This window comes from Nostoc sp. GT001 (genome assembly GCF_030382115.1).
Classification (GTDB): Bacteria; Cyanobacteriota; Cyanobacteriia; order Cyanobacteriales; family Nostocaceae; genus Nostoc.
Map to the genome: position 1 here is coordinate 5,408,981 of NZ_JAUDRJ010000003.1, position 17,445 is coordinate 5,426,425.

The following is a 17,445-nucleotide window of genomic DNA, read 5'->3' on the forward strand; positions in this document are numbered from 1 at the left end:
AGTCAATGTTTACCATCAATAATAAATGTGAGAAAATATAAATAATCAGTTAGAATCTTTAGGGATGTCGTTAATATTTTTTCCTCCTGCCATACAAAAAATAAACAGCGAAATCGCCCGTCACGCTGGTGTCGATATGTATGTGCTGCGCCTGGATTTGATGCACCCGTGGGTTAACGGCAACAAGTGGTTCAAGCTGAAATACAACCTTTTAGAAGCCAGAGAGAAAAATTTCACAACGCTGTTAACCTTTGGCGGTGCTTATTCCAATCACATCTATGCAACTGCGGCGGCTGGTAATCTTTTCGGTTTTCGTACCATCGGCGTAATTCGTGGGGAGGAGAAGCTACCATTAAACCCAACGCTGAGTTTTGCTGTACAGCAGGGTATGAAGCTTGTGTACCTGAACCGCGAAATGTATCGACAGCGCAACACACCAGCACTACAGGAATATCTGCGACAAAGTTTCGGCGAGGTGTTTATCATTCCCGAAGGCGGGAGTAATTTAAATGGTGTGCGCGGCTGCACAGAGATAATTATTGGTGATGCGATTGCATTTAATCATATATGCGTTGCTTGCGGTACGGCTACCACACTGGCGGGGATTGCGCTTTCGTTGGATCAAACACAAAGAGCGATCGCATTTCCCGTATTGAAAAATGGGGCATTTCTTGCCCAAGAAATCGAAACTTTATTGACAAATTACCTCACCTCTGGTTTACCTGCACCATATACTTCTCCCGCTTCCTGGGAATTAGTATGTGATTACCATTTTGGCGGCTATGCAAAAGTGAACGATGAGTTACTACTATTCAGCCAGCAGTTTACACAGGAACATGGCGTACCTCTCGATTACGTATATACTGCCAAAATGTTTTACGGAGTGATGGATTTACTAAAGCAGGGATTTTTTTGTAAAGGCGATCGCTTGTTGCTAGTACACACAGGCGGCTTACAAGGCAATGCCGGTATGGAGGAGCGTTTTCAGAAGTTTACTAAAATCTCAGAGACGTAGCAATGCTACATCTCTGCTAAGGTTCTTACCGTTTATTTTGTAAACTTTGAATGGTAGCGATCGCATGTTTCGCCACAATATCAATCTCCTCTTGGGTATTGAAGCGTCCAATGCCAAACCTCACTGAGGCATAAGCTAGCTTTTCTGAATGTCCCAATGCTGTGAGAACATGAGAAGGTGCAGTATTTGCCGACGAGCAAGCAGAACCAGAAGATATGGCCATTACTGGCTGCAATCCTAACAAAAGTGCCGCACCATCCACTCCCTCAACACTGATACTCAAGTTTCCCGCCAATCGCTGTTGCGGATGTCCGTTGAGATGAATTCCTTCAACTTGCGAAAGCTGTTCCCATAATCTTTGTCTTAACTGGGTGAGGCGTTGGGTTTCTGTTTCTTGTTCCGCCAAAGCGATTTCTACAGCTTTCCCAAAGCCGACGATTTGCGGTGTATACAATGTACCAGAGCGCATCCCCCGCTCATGTCCACCGCCGTGTTGCTGGGGAGCTAGTTTTACTCTGGGATCGCGTCTGCGGACGTACAGCGCTCCAATACCTTTGGGGCCATATACTTTATGTGCTGTTAGCGACATCAAGTCAATTTTCATCGCTTGCACATCTAAGGGAATTTTACCAATAGCTTGGGCGGCATCGGTGTGGAAAATGATATCGTGTTCATGGCACATTTCGCCAATTTCTGCCAAAGGCTGTAATACACCAATTTCATTATTTGCAGCCATCACCGATACTAAAATTGTCTCAGGACGGAAAGCTTTTTTTAACTCAGTTAAATCAATCAGTCCATCTTTTTGGACAGGGAGAATAGTAATTTCAAAACCGAGACTTTTTAAATAATTACAAGGATCAATCACTGCATTATGTTCAGTGGCAACAGTAATAATATGCTGACCTTTTTTAAAATAAGCTTCGGCAACACCTTTAATAGCTAAATTATTTGCTTCTGTTGCCCCACTCGTAAACACAATTTCTTCTGGTGTGGCGTTGATTGCTGCTGCTAAAATTTCTCGCGTTTGCTTCACAGCGGCTTCTGCTTCCCAACCATAAATATGACTAATACTTGCTGGGTTGCCAAATTTTTCTGTGAAGTAAGGAATCATTGCTGCTAATACCCGTTCATCTACGGCTGTAGTAGCGTGGGAATCAATGTATATAGGGCGAATAGACATAATTATTAACTCAAACTTTGACTCAAATTTTTTAATACGCTTAGAACTTGATACAGTTCATTTTTTCTCCTCAACAGACTAAATTCATCAGACAATGCATACTTTGGTATATTTTGTTTAGTCAGTTTTATAAAAATGAAATGACTACCATTTGTTACTAATCCAAAAGTAGGTTTGTCTTGACTAGCATTAGCCAGCATATAAACAAGTGCTTGAGGTATAGCTTCTAAAATAGAAAAACTAGCCCTTTTAGATTCAATTATTAACAACCAGAATTGTTCTTGAATAACTAAAACATCAATTCTACCTCTAATGATTTCTCCTTCATCTTCCGCAGAAATTTCTATTGATTCCTCGCCTCTCATATAAAAAGGCTCATCATAAAATCCAGCTAAATTGAGTAAAGGAGATAAAACTACTAATTTCACCGTTTCTTCTGACAAAGGAGGACGCTTGACTAAACGGAGAAAATGAAGTTTTACTTTGTCTAAATCTTGCTTTTCTAAATCTGTAATTTCCGGTAAATTTTCAAACCATTCTGTGAAGAATGCCTCATCTTCGGCTACTTTTAGGCTAAATCTTTCTTCCAAATAGGCAAGCCCGATATTTTGTGCTTGGATAAATTGAACCATAATTTATTTACAAGATGCAATATAACTATTACGAAACTGTTCTAGTATTAATCTAGATAAAAATAGCAAAGAAAATTAACTTAAAAGTTGACCTATCTTTTTTAATATATTCAAAACTTTATATAATTCATTTTCGCGTCTATATAAAGTAAATATATCAGATAAAGCATATATTGGTTTATTTTGTTTTATCAACTTGATAAATTGAAAATCTTCTCCATTCATTACTAAGGAATATGTAGGATGATCAGGCTGAGGATTTGCCAACATATAAGTTAGTGCTTGAGGAATCGCCTTTGCCAAGGAAAAACTAGACCTTTTAGATTCAATTATCAATAACCATAGCTGATCTTGGAGAACTAAGACATTAATTTTACCTTTAATAATTTCTTTAGTATCTTCGGTAGTTACTTCATCATCAATGATAAAATCTTCACTAATTTCTACACTTTCTTCTGTAGCAATATAAAAAGGAGGACGATAAAAACCAGCTAAATCTAACAACGGAGATAATACTACCAATTTTACTGCTTCTTCTAAAAGAGGAGCATTTTCAAGGACGTTAAGATAGTTATTTTTAACTCTGTCTAAATATTGCTTTTCTAATTCGGAAACTTCAGGGATATAGTCAAACCACTCTGTAAAAAATTGCTCATCTTCAGATTTATAGAGAGCAAATTTTTTCTTTAAATAGGCAAAGGTAACATTTTGGGCTTGGATGACTTGAATCATATTTATTTCAACTTGCAAAAAGTCTAATTCCTGACTTTAATTGTCACGCAGTTTCTAGCATCCAGCCGCGTTACGTAGCTGCTAATTCCTGTAATTTAGTTAAAACTGCCTGAGCATGACCTTTGGTTTTCACATTAGGCCAAGTATATACAATGATTTTATCAGGTGAAATTAGAAAGGTTGACCGAGCAACACCCATATATTCTTTGCCCATAAACTTTTTTAACCGCCAAGCACCGTAAGCTTCTGTCAAAATATGTTCTGGGTCACTTAAAAGGGTGATTGACAAGTTATGTTTGCTGATAAATTTACAATGGGATTTACCTGAATCTGGACTTACGCCTAAGATTTTCGCTCCCAGTTTGCTGAAGTCTTGATACAACTCGGTGAAATCTTTTGCTTCGGTGGTGCAGCCCGGTGTGTCATCTTTAGGGTAGAAGTAGAGGACAACCCACTGACTGCTGAGGTCGTCGAGAGTGACCGAATTGCCATTTTGGTCAGGGGTGGAGAAATCTGGCGCTGGTTGTCCGACTTGGGGATTGTTGCTCATGATGAGGGTGTGAGAGATTGTGTAGGCGTAGCCCATCGTAGATATCGCTTTACAATTGTACATAGATTGAGCTATGCCTACGCACCCATTCCTATTTGCTGACAATGACTAAAGATATGCAACGCGAATTTACCAACCGCGATGAGTTGGTAGCCTACCTGCGCGAACAATTCCCAGGTGCAGCACAACGCGATCGCCACATCAGCGAAACTCTGGGGGGACGCAAAGCGGCACAAACAGCACTGCAAAAAATCGATCCCCTTCGCTATGCCCAAACACGTAATTTCTTCACAGGCGCAGTCACGCGACTTTCGCCTTACATCCGCTATGGCGTTTTGAGTTTGCGAGAAATTCGAGATTATATCCTCAACCAAGTACAGCACCAAGATGATGCTACAAAACTAATTAACGAATTAGGCTGGCGCGACTATTGGCAACGGTTGTATATGAAGTTGGGGGATGAAATCTGGAAAGAACCAGGAAGAGTAGTGCGATTCGTTGATTAGCAAATCACGGTAATCAGTCCGTAAATAACTAATCCAGCCCGACAGCAGATTACTGTCACTAAAGGCTGAACTCTCGGTCAGATGTAGGTGAAAGTCCTACCATTCAGACTCAGAATTGACTCCTTACCTGCCCACACCGAACAAGCTCGGTTCTTGTAGAGTGAAGCTGGGAACAGGGTGCAATCAGACGACCGTTGCGGGTTGACACTGGCGCTAATAGGGAGTTCCCACGATGAAACAGAGCCTAAAAAAGCGACTTACCAGGAAACAGGGCGCAACACAAAAACCCTGATTTTGCTGGAGTTCATTCCCGCCGAAAAAATACTCTATTATCGGCAAAGAGTCCAGGGAATCCAGCAGTCGAAGTGGCTACATCTAACGGAACTATCAATCTCACCGAGGGAACGAATAAAAACGAGTTGTGGGTCAAGGGGCTTTTCGTTCCCCATGTAGACCAGACGAGAGGATTAATCCCCACAATTCGGGTAGGACAGACCGTAATTGGTCTGAGGTGTTCAGAATACACTAACTAGAGAAGAGAAAATGATTAGACACAGTTATAAAACTAGTGAATCTTGGAAAGCCCTACCGTGGAAGAAATTCCGCCGAAATCTTTTCCGCCTTCAAAAGCGCGTGTATAAAGCTGTTCAAGTTGGAGACAAGCGGAAAGCTAGGTTACTCCAAAAGCTTATTCTAAAATCCACCTCGGCTCGATTTCTTGCAATTAGACTTGTATCTCAGCTAAACGCTGGTAAAAAGACGGCTGGTATCGATGGTAAGAAATCCCTTTCATTTGAAGAACGCTTCAACCTTGAAGAACTACTGAAAATGAATAGTGGAAATTGGAAGCATCAAGGAATACGGGAAATCCCCATCCCTAAGAAGGACGGGACTACCAGAATGCTTAAAATACCCACCATAGCGGATAGAGCTTGGCAATGCCTTGCAAAATATGCCTTGGAAGCCGCCCACGAAGCAACTTTCCATGCCAGAAGCTACGGGTTCAGAACTGGGCGCTCTGCCCACGACGCACAAAAGTACATTCAAACAAACCTGAACTCAAGATGCAATGGAATAGAAAAACGAGTTATAGAACTCGACATTGAAAAGTGCTTCGACAGGATTAACCACTCAGCGATAATGGATGAACTCATTGCCCCCAAAGGCTTAAAACTCGGAATCTTCCGATGCCTTAAGGCAGGGGTAAACCCAGAATTTCCTGAACAAGGAACCCCACAAGGGGGAGTGGTCAGTCCATTGCTAGCAAATATTGCACTCAACGGGATTGAGAGTATACACAGATACCACTACAGCTACAAACAAGGATGTAGAATAACTGATAAAACTTCAAAAGAGGATATCAGTGAACCATCAGTCCGATACGCGGACGACATGGTTATTATACTCCGACCCGAAGATGACGCGACAGAGATACTTGAAAGAATCAGCGAGTTCCTCCGCAAACGCGGAATGAATATAAGCCAAAAGAAAACCAAAGTTACCGCCGCGACAGATGGATTTGATTTCCTCGGCTGGCACTTTAAAATCCAGAAAAACGGAAAGTTTAGATGTACTCCCTCAGTGGACAACTTCAAAGCATTCCGTAAGAAAGTAAAACACATCGTCAACAACTCGAATTATGGTGCTACTACAAAGGCTGAGAAATTAGCCCCGGTGGTTAGAGGCTGGAGAAACTACCATAAGTTCTGCAACATGGACGGGTCTAAAAACTCGTTATACCACATCCAAAAAAGAGCTTATACGGTATTCAACAAGGAAGCCAAGAAAAATCGCTACTCTAGCAAGAAATTAATAGACAAAGCATTTCCGAAGGTTCCCTACTCCGAAGGTAGCCACGTCATGATTAAAGGAAGAAAATCCCCCTATGACGGAGATACAGCGTACTGGAGCGAACGTAACAGTAAACTCTATGACGGCGAAACCTCTAAAGCCATTAAGAAGCAAAACCATAAATGTGCATCCTGCGGCTTAAAGTTCATCGATGAAGAACGGGTTCACCTGCATCACATCGATGGAAATCATGCCAATTGGAAGAAAAATAATCTGGAAGCAATTCATGAGAGTTGCCACGATTACAAGCACATGAGCAAAAGCGCAAGCTAAGAACATCGGGAGCCGTGTACACGGAAACGGGTACGCACGGATCTAACTGAGAGGTGCGGGGAATAATATCCTCCATCGACTCAACCCAAAACTGGTTACACTGTGGGCGAATATGCACCCGAATTGCCACAAGATGTGAGAGAAGGAACTACAGGCAGAGTTTGCATTGACAATTTCAGTCGTGATTTGAGAGAAACTGGTTATTTACATAACCACGCGCGAATGTGGCTAGCGGCTTATGTTGTCCATTGGCGGCGTATTCGTTGGCAAGCAGGAGCCAAATGGTTTCTTGAACACCTTTTAGATGGAGATCCTGCTAGTAATAATATGTCATGGCAGTGGGTTGCTAGCACGTTTAGTCATAAACCGTATTTTTTCAACCGTGAAAATTTAGAACGCTACACCAAAGGCGTTTATTGCCAGAAATGTCCCCTTTACGGTCATTGTGATTTTGAAGGCAGTTATGAAGAATTAGAACAGCGACTTTTTCCTAAAGGTGAATTTAGTAAACAACCTAATAGCCAAAGTTGGCAGCGTGGAAAGAAAGGTAAAAAATGAATAAACCAATTGTTTGGGTACATGGAGATTGTCTCAGTCCATATAATCCCACATTGCAAAAATACCCCGATGCCCCAGCTATCTGGGTTTGGGATGAGGCTTTGATAGAGGAATGGCAATTGAGTCTTAAACGTCTCACCTTCATTTACGAATGTTTGCTAGAGTTACCTGTTGTTATTCGCCGTGGCAATGTGGCACTAGAAATTTTAGCTTTTGCTCAAGAACATGATGCCAATTTAGTTGTCACAGCCGATAGTCCCAGTCCCCGGTTTGATGATATCTGTAATCAAATGGAGCGTTCTATAGCAGTGGAAGTGTTAGAGGTAGAATCATTTTTTGACTATGACGGCTATATTGACTTGAAACGTTTCTCGCGCTATTGGAAAGTGGCTCAAAATTATGTTTATCAAAAGCCTTCGCCCTAAATTCCTCTTATAAATTGGGCTACGGTGTACACACAAGTCAAATTACCCTAAAAACCTAGCTTGATAGGACTTTCCTCGTTCCCAGGCGGAGCCTGGGAACGCATTCATTGAGTCTTTGACTCAATGTCTGACAGGAGGCAGAGCCTCTAAATCAGGCATTCCCATGCAGAGCATGGGAACGAGATAAACGAAAAAACAATGGAAAATCAAGCTTTTTTCGACTTGTGTATACACCGTAGCCTTTCCAAGGGGGGAAACAAGAAAATCTAGTTCCCTCCCCAATACATACGGGGAGGGTTAGGGTGGGGTAATTCAAAGACTGGTAGTGATTCCATAACTTGTGTGTACACCATAGCCCTTCTCCCAAATTGAGAGAAGGGGTTAGGGGATGAGGGCGGTTAATTTTACTTAAAAGATTTTGATTGATTTTTTAAGTAAGATTAACTTATAAGTTAATTACAACAATTGCTGCAATCATTTAAACCTTTCTTATACATGAAAGAGTAATTGTTGCAAACTATTAAGCCTTTCCAGCAATTGCTTATATATTTCTTGGAAATACTTAAACCTTTCTTATATATGGAGAAACAATTGTTGCAAAGTATTAAGCCTTTCCAACACTTGCTTATACATTTATTGGAAATACTTAAACCTTTCTTATACATGAAAGAGCAATTGTTGCAAACGCTTCAATTTTGGCAACTAGTCTTGCAGATTAATCGAGTTATAAGTGCTGAGTTGCAAGTGAGATTTTTCACTCAGCACTCTTCAATCTATTGAGGTTTGTAAATAATTTGTATCTCTGCAAGGAATATTCCTTTAGACTGAGTTTCAACTGAAAAAATGTGGGAATAAACACAAATGCATTCGTTAAATATATTTTGTCACGAATCTGTAGTTGCTGTTTCCTTTGTCGCTTGCATTATTGGACTGTTGTTATTGTGGAATAGTAAGCAGCAAGCAAATGAGATGGAAGAAACAGAGCGAATTCTGTTTAGAATGAGCTTTAGTTACTGGCTAGTTTACTGTGTAGCTTTTGGCATCGAAAAAATAGTTTTACCTGGCTGGGAATCTGTAGTCATGACTTTGAAAATAACTACGGCTCTGTCATATTTCTTAACTTTTTCTTGCATCGTTAGTCTGCCGCTACATAAATTTGCAGTACATCGGGTTGAGGAATAGTGATTGGGGATCCCTTCTCTGCGAGACGCTACGCGAACGGCTTCGCTCAGGGCAAGTGGGCATGGAGTATGCGATTAACATCTCATAGCGATCGCTAATGCAGCTTCTAGTTGATCTTGGGGTAAAGTCGTTAAAATAAAGACCTCTTGTACCGTTTTCCCCTGCCGTGCAATGACTTTATAGCCGCCGCGAATGGGTACTGAGACGCGTAGTTGCATTTTTGGACAATGACCCTTCGATCGCCCAATCACTCCCGGCGTCACAGTTTGGATGCCATCTTGCTGACAAAGACGTTCTAAAATGGGGATAAGACCAGAAAGGTGTGTTGAGTGATTCCAAACCAGTCTGGCAGCTTTTTGTGTTCGCGTAGCGTCTCGTAGAGAAGCCGTGCGGAGAGGATCTACGGAGGGTTTGCCCATAATAATTAAGCTGCTTCTAGAGGTGCCATTGTCAAACCTGCTCGGCGCAGCTGCTGGTGATAGAGTTCCGCAGGTTCTTGAGGCCCGACCCAGACGATCGCTTGACCTTCATAGTGTACCTGATTAGTCAGATCCCACGCGCGATCGCCACTCATCCCTGGAATATATTTCATCAAACATTCAGACACGTGTTGGAATGTATTAAAATCATCGTTTAATACAATCACTTTGTAATTCGGATAAGTCTTACGGATAACTTGATTAGACCGTTCAGGAGCTATAGTTGGTGCTGTGGACATCCCGTAAACATCTGCTGAAAGTGTCATAACCATAAAACAATTGGTCAAGATAATTTTACAAAACTACACTACAAGTAATTAGTTTAGTTCATTGTTTGGAGATTGGGGACTGGGAAGTTAGGAGTTAGGAGTTAGGAGTTATATCAAGTTTGGTTAAACACTTGTAATATTTGTAGGTTGGGTTAAAGAACGAAACTCAACATTTAATCTGTGTTCATTTTGGGTTTCACTGCCATTCAACCCAACCTACATTGATAGATTTTATTACAAATAACCACCCAAACTTGATATTAGGAGTTAGGTATTTTGTATTACGAAGAATTCAATGCCCAATCCCTAATGCCCAATGCCCTATTTCCAATTATCCCAGTTTTCGTTAAAAATAGATGTATCTGGGAAGGCGGTAGGGTTGCCATTTTGTTGCAAAAGCCGTTTGAGTGCTTCTAGTTGTGGCTCTTGTTTAGGTAAATCATCAACTAGTTGGTAAGGTGCGATCGCATTTTTGAGTGCAAAACTAGCAATAGTTCCCGCAGCTGCGCCAGCCGACCATTCAAAGGAATGTACCCGATAGGCAGCAGCAGCAATATGACTAGTTGCAATACTTTTGCCACCTACGAGCAAATTATCAATTTTCTGGGGAATCATCGCTCTCAAAGCAATTTGGAAGGGATAAGCAAGACCTGCACCACGTCTTTCGCCTGGACGTTCTGTGTTACCAGGGGCTTCTGGGGGACTATTCACCATGCAAGGATGGAAATCTATGGCGTAGTGACCAATACCCACAGCATCGGGGAAGATGGTAGAACGAGTCCGTCGCATTGCTTTGTCTGGTGGAACTTTACCCTCAATTACTGATACTGCTTCTAAACCTGCAACTGCTGCTCGTAGGCGACGATACATATCTGCTGGCAGAGTCTTGGAGTAATACTCGTCATTATAATCTCGGCGGGAAATATCAATTTCCCAGATACCAAAACCTCCGGTTTGTCCCCAACTAGGGCGGCCAATAATCCGTCGTCCTTCTCGCATATAGGGATATTTTGATAAACCATGCGCTGTCCCCATTGGTGAATTTAAACCGGAAACAAAGCGGTTATTAGTTTGCGGCTGCTTGACACCATCCCCTAGTTGAGAATCCGTAGTCCCAGCTACCAACCAGTAATAAAAAGATAAGGCATTTTCCTCAGCCTTGCGGAGGGCTTCTGTCCGCAGTCCTCCCATCCAACCCCCTGGTTCTAACTGTCCAGTACCTTGTAACTGTTGCCGAGTATAAATTAGGTTATCCTGGGCTGTTCCGGGGCGGTAGTCGTTACCCCAAGTCCAGTTTTGCATGGAGATATCACCTGGTGTAGCCGCAGTAAAACTTACACCGCCAAATTTTTCTGCTTTCCCTTTCTTTGGACTCCAAATGCGACGATAGGTAAAAACTAAATCAAAGTTAGCCAGTCGCTTCAATTCATAGCTGAAATATGGCGCATATTGTGGATAAAATGCAGGCATTGTCTGCGGTTGCGGTTCCTTAGTGGCCTCCATTGCAAAGGTGTAGGTAAAGCCTTGAGGACAATAGGGGTCATTATTAGCACTGGAGGCAGAAGGTTCTAAGTAAGAACGGGCATCAATACCTAATCGGTAGGGAACATCAGCAAGGGCAATAATTTCTCCAGTTTCGCTAGCGTCTATGACATACCATTTAGCAGCATCCTCTTTTGCTGCCTTGGGGATGAAACGGACAATCGTTTTGGTAAACCGAGATGAGTTTTCGTAGCGATAGGCATCTTCAATACTTTGAGATAACGTAAAAGTATTGAGAGGTGGTGCGCCTTTTGGGGGTTGAGATTGAATTGCGATCGCACCATTAATTATTTTGCCATCAGCAGCGATTTCTAAATCTTTAATTACCGTGTTGGGAAACCATTGCAACTTTCCTTTGCCTTTCTTTTCGGCATCTTTGAGCATCTGGGTCAAAATGGTGTGAGCATCGCGGGGAAGAAAACACGAGTCACTTACCCAACAGTCACCAGGGTTAAGCTCACCGTATTTACGCTGAATGCGGTTTCGCAATTCCAGATAACCGCGAGAATAAAATTGTTGGGAACGTTGGGTTGGTCGTTCATCTAATGCAGATGTCCCTTGAGCAGAAATTTGTCCTCCCAACCAGTCAGTAATTTCTGTGAGACAAACTGTTCGTCCTGCTAGCAAGCCCTCGTAAGCTGTAGCTACACCAGAAAGTCCACCACCCACAACTAAAATCTCGCAATTTACACTTTTGTCTGGGGTTCTTGGTGGCGCAGCCATCGCCTGATTAAATGCGACTAAGCTAGAGATTAAATTAAGACCGATCAACGATGTTAAGCTAAAAGCTATTTTGTGTCTATGCTTCATAGTAAAAAAAACCGTTCCAAATCCTGTGTCACCTTGTAGACGTTAGCATTGAGGAAATGTCTAGCTCAAGAAATTTTTCCAGAGCAAGAGATGCGATGAATCGCCGTTTCTACAATACGCGATGAATCGCGTATTTGTGATGATTTATCACATTTTTGTGCTCTAAAATTTTCATCAAAAAACCTTAACCGAATCGTATTCTAATCACTTCCCCTAAGCTAAAACACATCTAATTTGCAGATGAAATTTTTCTCAATATCTTGTGGGGTGGGCATCTTGCCATTGGTGTCAACTTAACGCGAAACCGCACGTCCGCCAGGGATTGTAAATCCCTGTCTCATAGCTAAAGTCCTCTGAAGAGGACTTTAGAGCGCAAAAATTTTCAGTCTACTTCAGTAGACTTGAGCAATTAGTCAGGGATTTACAATCCCTGACTGACTGACGGGTGAACAACACCCAATCAATACGCTATTTTTGGCTTAAGTTGACACCAGTGGCATCTTGCCCGCCCTGATTATGCAACTTGAATGCTGATTAGCTTAACAGGGATGAAAACGAAAGTTGGCATAATAAAATCCCCCCTTCCTACACTCCCTAAAAACGGAGGATCGGGTTAGAGGGGAATGCCATTGCTCTGACTGGTTCCCAGCCTCTAGGCTGGGAACCCATTCTGGGAGGCTCCGCCTCCAGTAGCTTGAATTGAGGCAGAGCCTCTTTTAAATACATTCCCAGCCTCCAGGCTGGGAACAAGACGAAAGGGAAAATCGGGTTATAGGGGATAATTCAGGGTGATATTAGCTTTCAGAAGTTTCCTGAGAAAACTTCTTATGAATAGTTCTTGTGGATTCCCCATCAGCAGCTACCGTGATCAGATAGTCCATTAAACCATCTGAAAAGGGAAGACGTAGGTGGAAAGTACCATCGGGTTTAACTTTGATGGCATGACCATCAATGTTTACGTTGGTATTTGGTTGAGTTGCTCCGTGAATAATTAACTCAGCATCAGCCACAAACCAAAAATCTCCGTAGGGACGACTGAATACCCGGACATTAGCGGAACGGGCGATGAGTAACCAACGTAGTTTATCGCCGTAGGCATCGCCATCAGCAATATAGCCAATTTCAACCATGTAATCGCGATCGCTGACGGGAATCGCTACAAAGCGATCGCGTGCTACTTCTTCAGATTCATACTGCTGGACAAGCTGGGGACTTTGATAACTCAAGTCAATGCTCGTGACATCATAGAGCCGCACTACTAATTGGGAACCGCCCTGTTGTCGCAGTGCTTCCGCTTGAGCTTTAGAAATGTGCCAAGAAACATAAGCCCACTTGGGAGTCCGGGGTGTGAGGACAATACTGCTCTCTTCTGGAGCCGTTTCTGCTTCTACATCTGCCAAAGCAATAGCTGTTTCGCTGACTAATGCTACATTTTCAACGACGGGATATTTTGTCGTCGGCTCTGTAGGCACTGGACTAAAGACACGAACGATCGCAGAACGGGCAATGAATAACCAGCGACCGCCATCAGCGACATAGCCAATTTCAGCTATGTAGTCGCGATCGCTGATGGGAATTTCTACAAAGCGATCGTGTGCTGTCTCTTCACATTCATACTGCTGGACAAGCTGAGGATTTTGATAACTCAAATCTATGCCAGTCACATCATACAGCCGCACTACCAATTGAGAGCCGCCCTCTTGTCGCAGTGCTGCTTTTTGAGCTTCGGAAACCTCCCAAGAGACTTCAGCCCATTGGAAAGTGCGGGGTGTGAGGACAATACTGCTCTCTTGTTGGACATCTACCAATTTATCCGCAATTGCGACATCATCAACTACGGGATCTGGATTCACAGGACTGGAGACATGAACGATCGCAGAACGGGCGATGAATAACCAGCGCTCGCCATCAGCGAGATAGCCAATTTCAGCTATGTAGTCGCGATCGCCTTGGGGAATGTCCACCAATCCTTCGTTTTCTGTTTCCTCAGATTCATACAGCTTTACCAGCTGCGGAGTTTGATAACTCAAGTCAATGCCAGTCACATCATACAGCCGCACGATCAATTGAGAGCCGCCTTGTTGCCGCAGTGCTGCTTTCTTGGCTTCGGAAATCTCCCAAGAGACATGAGCCGATCCATCAGTATCGGGTGTAAGCAAAATACTGCTTTCTTCTTGAGAATCTACCAAACCAATAGCTGTTTCGGCTGCCATTGCCACATCATCAACTATCGGATCTGGATTCACAGGACTGAAGACACGAACAATTGCAGAACGGGCGATGAATAACCAGTGTTCGCCATAAGCGATATAGCCAATTTCAGCGATGTAGTCGCGATCATTGAGGGGAATTTCTACAACGCGATCGTGTGCTGTCTCTGCACATTCATACTGCTTCACCAGTTGCGGAGTTTGATAACTCAAATCAATGCCAGTCACATCATACAGCCGCACTACCAATTGAGTACCGCCTTGTTGCCACAGTTCTGCTTTCTTGGCTGGGGGAATCTCCCAAGAGACATGAGCCGATGTATAAGTATGCGGTGTGAGTACAATACTACTTTCTTCATCTGTATCAACCAAACCACTAGTTGTTTCGGCTGCGTAGGCATAGCCAGTCGTAGACATCGCTTCATTTTGAGCATCCGATCCGAAAGTGCTAGCCCAAGCACCAACTCCTGCGCCCGCTGCTAAAGCTGCGGCTGCGGCTAAATCTGTGGAGTTAGCTTCCCCAACAGGCGGCTCGGCGGGAAGTTCTGCCTCTGGCAAAGTTAAAGTGGGTTCGGCTGCGTCCGCTACCACATTCAATGCATCTTTACTCAATACATCTTCTGGAAATTCCGGTAAATCCAGCAGTGAGGATGTATCTGTCTCTGATGCTTCCTCATCGGCTGTCACTTCGCCAGACTCCGCTAAGGGCAATTCATCTACTGAGGCTGTATCTTCATTTGAGGTGATACTCTCTAGCCAGTTCAATTCTGCCTGAAGCTCATCATCTGCCTCATCTTCACTAATGGCTGTGTCCCAATATCCAAAATCAGATGATGCTTGTGGCACATCTGGTAATTCTGGGAGTGGGGCTGTCACCTCAGATGAAGGCAGTTCCACATTAGACACTTCTTCTGGAATATTACCTGGGTAAGGATATGAAGTATTGACTACAGCCGCCGGAGCTTCTATATCCCATGCAACTTCATCAGCATCAGGAGTGTATGTCTCCGTATAATTATTTAGCTCGACTGTCTCATCTATTGCATTTGGTTCTGTTTCTTTGTTGTTAAAGGTAGACCAGGTAGCCGTCCCGATGCCTGTTGCTATAGCCGCACCACCTAAAGCTGCGGCTCCCAAATTGTTATTTTCTGAGCCATTAGCTACGCCCGATGTCGCGCCTTCATAGAGATTAGAAGTACCATTACTTGTCTCTTGTACTAAATTTCCTGTCCCCTGAGTAGCATTTTGGTTCAGATCGGATTGTGTTTGAGCGTAGATGTTGAAAGGAGTGCGATCGGGGGTTTCTTGTTCTTGGAAATGCGGTACTGGCTGCTCCTCCAGCGTCGTTCCATTCAGGGAGGAAGTTGTGCTGGCATTGAGCGCCGCCGTTTCTCCATTGGGTGGATGAGGATTTGATTCTGGTAAATTGTCTGTTTCTTCGGTGGGCAATGGGCGTTTTTTCAGAATCCACCAAAGTACAGATCCACCTACAGTTATAAAAAAGACAGGTAGCAGCAACCACAATGGTGTTTCTCTATTTACAATTGGATCGCTTTGTGGGGGAGCAGCCACAAAGGGTTGGTCGCCAAATGCAGAACTAGTGGCACTAGGGGAAGGCGTAGGCGCTGGTGTTGAAACGACACCTGGAGAAGCTGCAACAGCAGGTTGTAATACGCTGGCTGCGATCGCCTCGGCTTCGGCAGTTCTACCTCTTTCTATAGCTTGCTGTCCTGCTGGTGCTAGGGTAAAGCCCAGAAAATCTACTGTGGTTAAACTCTGATCTTTTTTATAAACGTAAACTAAAGGTTGCGAGAAGGGATATCTCGCATCAGATGGCAAGGCTTGATGTAATTGCAGAACTCGCACACCTTTCAACTTCGACACCTGATTAGCTAACACATAGCTGATGCCGTCTTTGCCCAGTTGTTTGATGATTTCTGCGGTATTATCGTCAGTTACTTGGGTAGCATTAGCCCCTGTGGCAAATTCAGCAGTTTTGAAGGCTGGATAAGTACGAAAAGTATTGCGAGTTTCACTCGTGTTCGGGCGATCGATTAATCGAATCTTGGCTGAAGGCGCTCCCAGTTGCGACCAATTTGTAATTTGCCCCCGAAAAATCCGAGCGAATTGCCTACTAGTCAAGCTTCCTTTGAAAGGATTCTCTGCACCAACCACGATCGCAATCTTCTCACGCTGCAAACGAACTTGCTCTAGTCCTTGAGCTTTTTCTGCTGGCGTCAACCCACGCCCCATTGCGACTATATCGATTTTGCCATCTAGCAAATCTTTCAGCGCTGTCTCAGTGCCGTTAGCAGCAACTTCAACCTTTTTACCAACAAACTGTTTTTCAAAACTTTCTTTCAGGCTTTGGTTGATTGCACTCAAGCTACTGGAACCGTCAATCCGCACTATCGGTTCATTCTGCACTGTTTGTGGCAGTGGCGAAGAGGTAGCTTCAGGTGTAGATTGTGCCAGCATCGGTGCTGATACCACCAGAGATGCTGCCATCGGGGTTGTAGCTAGGGCAACCCATAATAACAGTCTGACTATCGAAGTATCTTTTTTTTCTTGTTGCCACATAAGCCCCTTAATTAAAGTAAAAAATAGAAAGCCTGCCAGTCCTAAATCGCGATCTTTATAAAGATAATGGAGGAGACGGGCTAATTATACATCTGAGTTATCTTTAGTTCTAATTGCTTCAAAACACTTATGCTGATTTATACTTCGCTTTAGCTTGGATAGCATGATAATTTATACTCTAATTGCCAAAGTCTGTTTACTATAAATTTTTCTAAGTTATATTGCAACTTATACCAAGTTAGTAGTTTATGAGCACAATTATGAATTATTGAATTACTAAAACTGGTAAAGTTTAGCAAATTCAATATTATTTAACAATATTATTTTCAGTAGTGCTGAGTCTGAGTGCTGTTAGCGGTAGCGGGGTGTTTAGCCCGTGCTGAGTAGAAATTCCAGTTCCTAGAACATTTTCATACAAGGCTTTTGAAACTCGTTTCATTAGGAAGCATCTCACCTTTGCAAATATACCAGGCGATTAGAAATCGCGGCTACACAAACGTACTCCTTCCCTACGGGACGCTACGCGAACGGAGAAGCAAGCTACGCGTAGCTACGCGGACTCAAAGAATTTGAAATCCACGCAGGCGGTGAAGTGTGGGTTTTGTTTGTATAGCCGCGAATTCCAATCACCGAGGCAAGTAATAAATT

13 protein-coding genes and 2 pseudogenes are annotated in these 17,445 nt (G+C 43.1%); 6 read left to right on the forward strand and 9 right to left on the reverse strand.

Annotated elements, in window-relative coordinates; translation table 11 throughout:
- Window positions 1-64 precede the first annotated feature (64 nt).
- Window positions 65-1,015, forward strand: a complete 951-nt coding sequence (locus QUD05_RS25775; RefSeq protein WP_289798570.1) for a 1-aminocyclopropane-1-carboxylate deaminase/D-cysteine desulfhydrase — start codon at window positions 65-67, stop codon at window positions 1,013-1,015.
- Between the two features lie 25 nt (window positions 1,016-1,040).
- On the opposite strand, the gene QUD05_RS25780 is transcribed toward QUD05_RS25775, so the two are convergent.
- From QUD05_RS25780 to bcp, 4 genes are all read right to left on the reverse strand, one after another.
- Complete coding sequence (locus tag QUD05_RS25780; RefSeq protein WP_289798571.1) at window positions 1,041-2,198, reverse strand: cysteine desulfurase family protein; 1,158 nt, start codon at window positions 2,196-2,198, stop codon at window positions 1,041-1,043.
- Window positions 2,199-2,203: 5 nt separating this feature from the next.
- Window positions 2,204-2,830, reverse strand: coding sequence for a restriction endonuclease subunit R (locus QUD05_RS25785; protein WP_289798572.1), 627 nt, complete (start codon window positions 2,828-2,830; stop codon window positions 2,204-2,206).
- A gap of 75 nt (window positions 2,831-2,905) precedes the next feature.
- Window positions 2,906-3,562 carry a restriction endonuclease subunit R gene (locus tag QUD05_RS25790; RefSeq protein WP_289800081.1) on the reverse strand — a complete coding sequence of 219 codons (657 nt, stop codon included), beginning with the start codon at window positions 3,560-3,562 and terminating at the stop codon, window positions 2,906-2,908.
- A 70-nt stretch (window positions 3,563-3,632) separates the two neighbouring features.
- Window positions 3,633-4,112: a thioredoxin-dependent thiol peroxidase gene (bcp, locus tag QUD05_RS25795; protein WP_289800082.1), complete on the reverse strand. Its 480-nt coding sequence runs from the start codon at window positions 4,110-4,112 to the stop codon at window positions 3,633-3,635.
- A gap of 104 nt (window positions 4,113-4,216) precedes the next feature.
- Here bcp and QUD05_RS25800 point away from each other — a divergent pair.
- The 5 genes and pseudogenes from QUD05_RS25800 to QUD05_RS25820 all read left to right on the forward strand — a co-directional run.
- Window positions 4,217-4,588: pseudogene (locus QUD05_RS25800) on the forward strand (FAD-binding domain-containing protein); the annotation flags it as partial.
- A gap of 573 nt (window positions 4,589-5,161) precedes the next feature.
- Window positions 5,162-6,742, forward strand: coding sequence for a group II intron reverse transcriptase/maturase (locus QUD05_RS25805; RefSeq protein ID WP_289798573.1), 1,581 nt, complete (start codon window positions 5,162-5,164; stop codon window positions 6,740-6,742).
- Window positions 6,743-6,829: 87 nt separating this feature from the next.
- A pseudogene (locus tag QUD05_RS25810) lies at window positions 6,830-7,300 on the forward strand (FAD-binding domain-containing protein); the annotation flags it as partial.
- Window positions 7,297-7,725 (forward strand): putative universal stress family protein, encoded by a 429-nt coding sequence (locus tag QUD05_RS25815; RefSeq protein WP_289798574.1) that lies wholly within the window; start codon window positions 7,297-7,299, stop codon window positions 7,723-7,725. The pseudogene QUD05_RS25810 and the gene QUD05_RS25815, both read left to right, overlap by 4 nt.
- An 861-nt stretch (window positions 7,726-8,586) precedes the next feature.
- Window positions 8,587-8,907, forward strand: a complete 321-nt coding sequence (locus QUD05_RS25820; RefSeq protein WP_289798575.1) for a hypothetical protein — start codon at window positions 8,587-8,589, stop codon at window positions 8,905-8,907.
- A 74-nt stretch (window positions 8,908-8,981) separates the two neighbouring features.
- On the opposite strand, the gene QUD05_RS25825 is transcribed toward QUD05_RS25820, so the two are convergent.
- The 5 genes from QUD05_RS25825 to QUD05_RS25845 all read right to left on the reverse strand — a co-directional run bounded on the left by QUD05_RS25825 (window position 8,982) and on the right by QUD05_RS25845 (window position 17,236).
- The gene (locus QUD05_RS25825; protein WP_289798576.1) at window positions 8,982-9,326 is read right to left on the reverse strand and encodes a DUF2103 domain-containing protein; all 345 of its coding nucleotides are present in this window, start codon (window positions 9,324-9,326) and stop codon (window positions 8,982-8,984) included.
- Between the two features lie 5 nt (window positions 9,327-9,331).
- Complete coding sequence (gene clpS, locus QUD05_RS25830) at window positions 9,332-9,658, reverse strand: ATP-dependent Clp protease adapter ClpS (RefSeq protein ID WP_094348337.1); 327 nt, start codon at window positions 9,656-9,658, stop codon at window positions 9,332-9,334.
- A gap of 318 nt (window positions 9,659-9,976) precedes the next feature.
- Complete coding sequence (locus tag QUD05_RS25835; protein ID WP_289798577.1) at window positions 9,977-12,007, reverse strand: FAD-dependent oxidoreductase; 2,031 nt, start codon at window positions 12,005-12,007, stop codon at window positions 9,977-9,979.
- A 794-nt stretch (window positions 12,008-12,801) separates the two neighbouring features.
- A complete protein-coding gene (locus QUD05_RS25840) occupies window positions 12,802-16,797 on the reverse strand; it encodes a DUF4912 domain-containing protein (protein ID WP_289798578.1) in 3,996 nt (1,331 codons plus the stop codon).
- Window positions 16,798-17,104: 307 nt separating this feature from the next.
- The gene (locus QUD05_RS25845; protein WP_289798579.1) at window positions 17,105-17,236 is read right to left on the reverse strand and encodes a hypothetical protein; all 132 of its coding nucleotides are present in this window, start codon (window positions 17,234-17,236) and stop codon (window positions 17,105-17,107) included.
- Window positions 17,237-17,445 lie beyond the last annotated feature (209 nt).

What these genes read in the sequence shown, in the direction of transcription:
- QUD05_RS25815 (WP_289798574.1), top strand. Translation starts at nt 7,297, where the DNA reads ATGAATAAACCAATTGTTTGGGTACATGGAGATTGTCTCAGTCCATAT.
- QUD05_RS25820 (WP_289798575.1), top strand. Translation starts at nt 8,587, where the DNA reads ATGCATTCGTTAAATATATTTTGTCACGAATCTGTAGTTGCTGTTTCC.
- QUD05_RS25805 (WP_289798573.1), top strand. Translation starts at nt 5,162, where the DNA reads ATGATTAGACACAGTTATAAAACTAGTGAATCTTGGAAAGCCCTACCG.
- bcp (WP_289800082.1), bottom strand. Translation starts at nt 4,112, where the DNA reads ATGAGCAACAATCCCCAAGTCGGACAACCAGCGCCAGATTTCTCCACC.
- QUD05_RS25775 (WP_289798570.1), top strand. Translation starts at nt 65, where the DNA reads ATGTCGTTAATATTTTTTCCTCCTGCCATACAAAAAATAAACAGCGAA.
- QUD05_RS25780 (WP_289798571.1), bottom strand. Translation starts at nt 2,198, where the DNA reads ATGTCTATTCGCCCTATATACATTGATTCCCACGCTACTACAGCCGTA.
- QUD05_RS25840 (WP_289798578.1), bottom strand. Translation starts at nt 16,797, where the DNA reads ATGTGGCAACAAGAAAAAAAAGATACTTCGATAGTCAGACTGTTATTA.
- QUD05_RS25785 (WP_289798572.1), bottom strand. Translation starts at nt 2,830, where the DNA reads ATGGTTCAATTTATCCAAGCACAAAATATCGGGCTTGCCTATTTGGAA.
- QUD05_RS25835 (WP_289798577.1), bottom strand. Translation starts at nt 12,007, where the DNA reads ATGAAGCATAGACACAAAATAGCTTTTAGCTTAACATCGTTGATCGGT.
- QUD05_RS25845 (WP_289798579.1), bottom strand. Translation starts at nt 17,236, where the DNA reads ATGAAACGAGTTTCAAAAGCCTTGTATGAAAATGTTCTAGGAACTGGA.
- QUD05_RS25790 (WP_289800081.1), bottom strand. Translation starts at nt 3,562, where the DNA reads ATGATTCAAGTCATCCAAGCCCAAAATGTTACCTTTGCCTATTTAAAG.
- clpS (WP_094348337.1), bottom strand. Translation starts at nt 9,658, where the DNA reads ATGGTTATGACACTTTCAGCAGATGTTTACGGGATGTCCACAGCACCA.
- QUD05_RS25825 (WP_289798576.1), bottom strand. Translation starts at nt 9,326, where the DNA reads ATGGGCAAACCCTCCGTAGATCCTCTCCGCACGGCTTCTCTACGAGAC.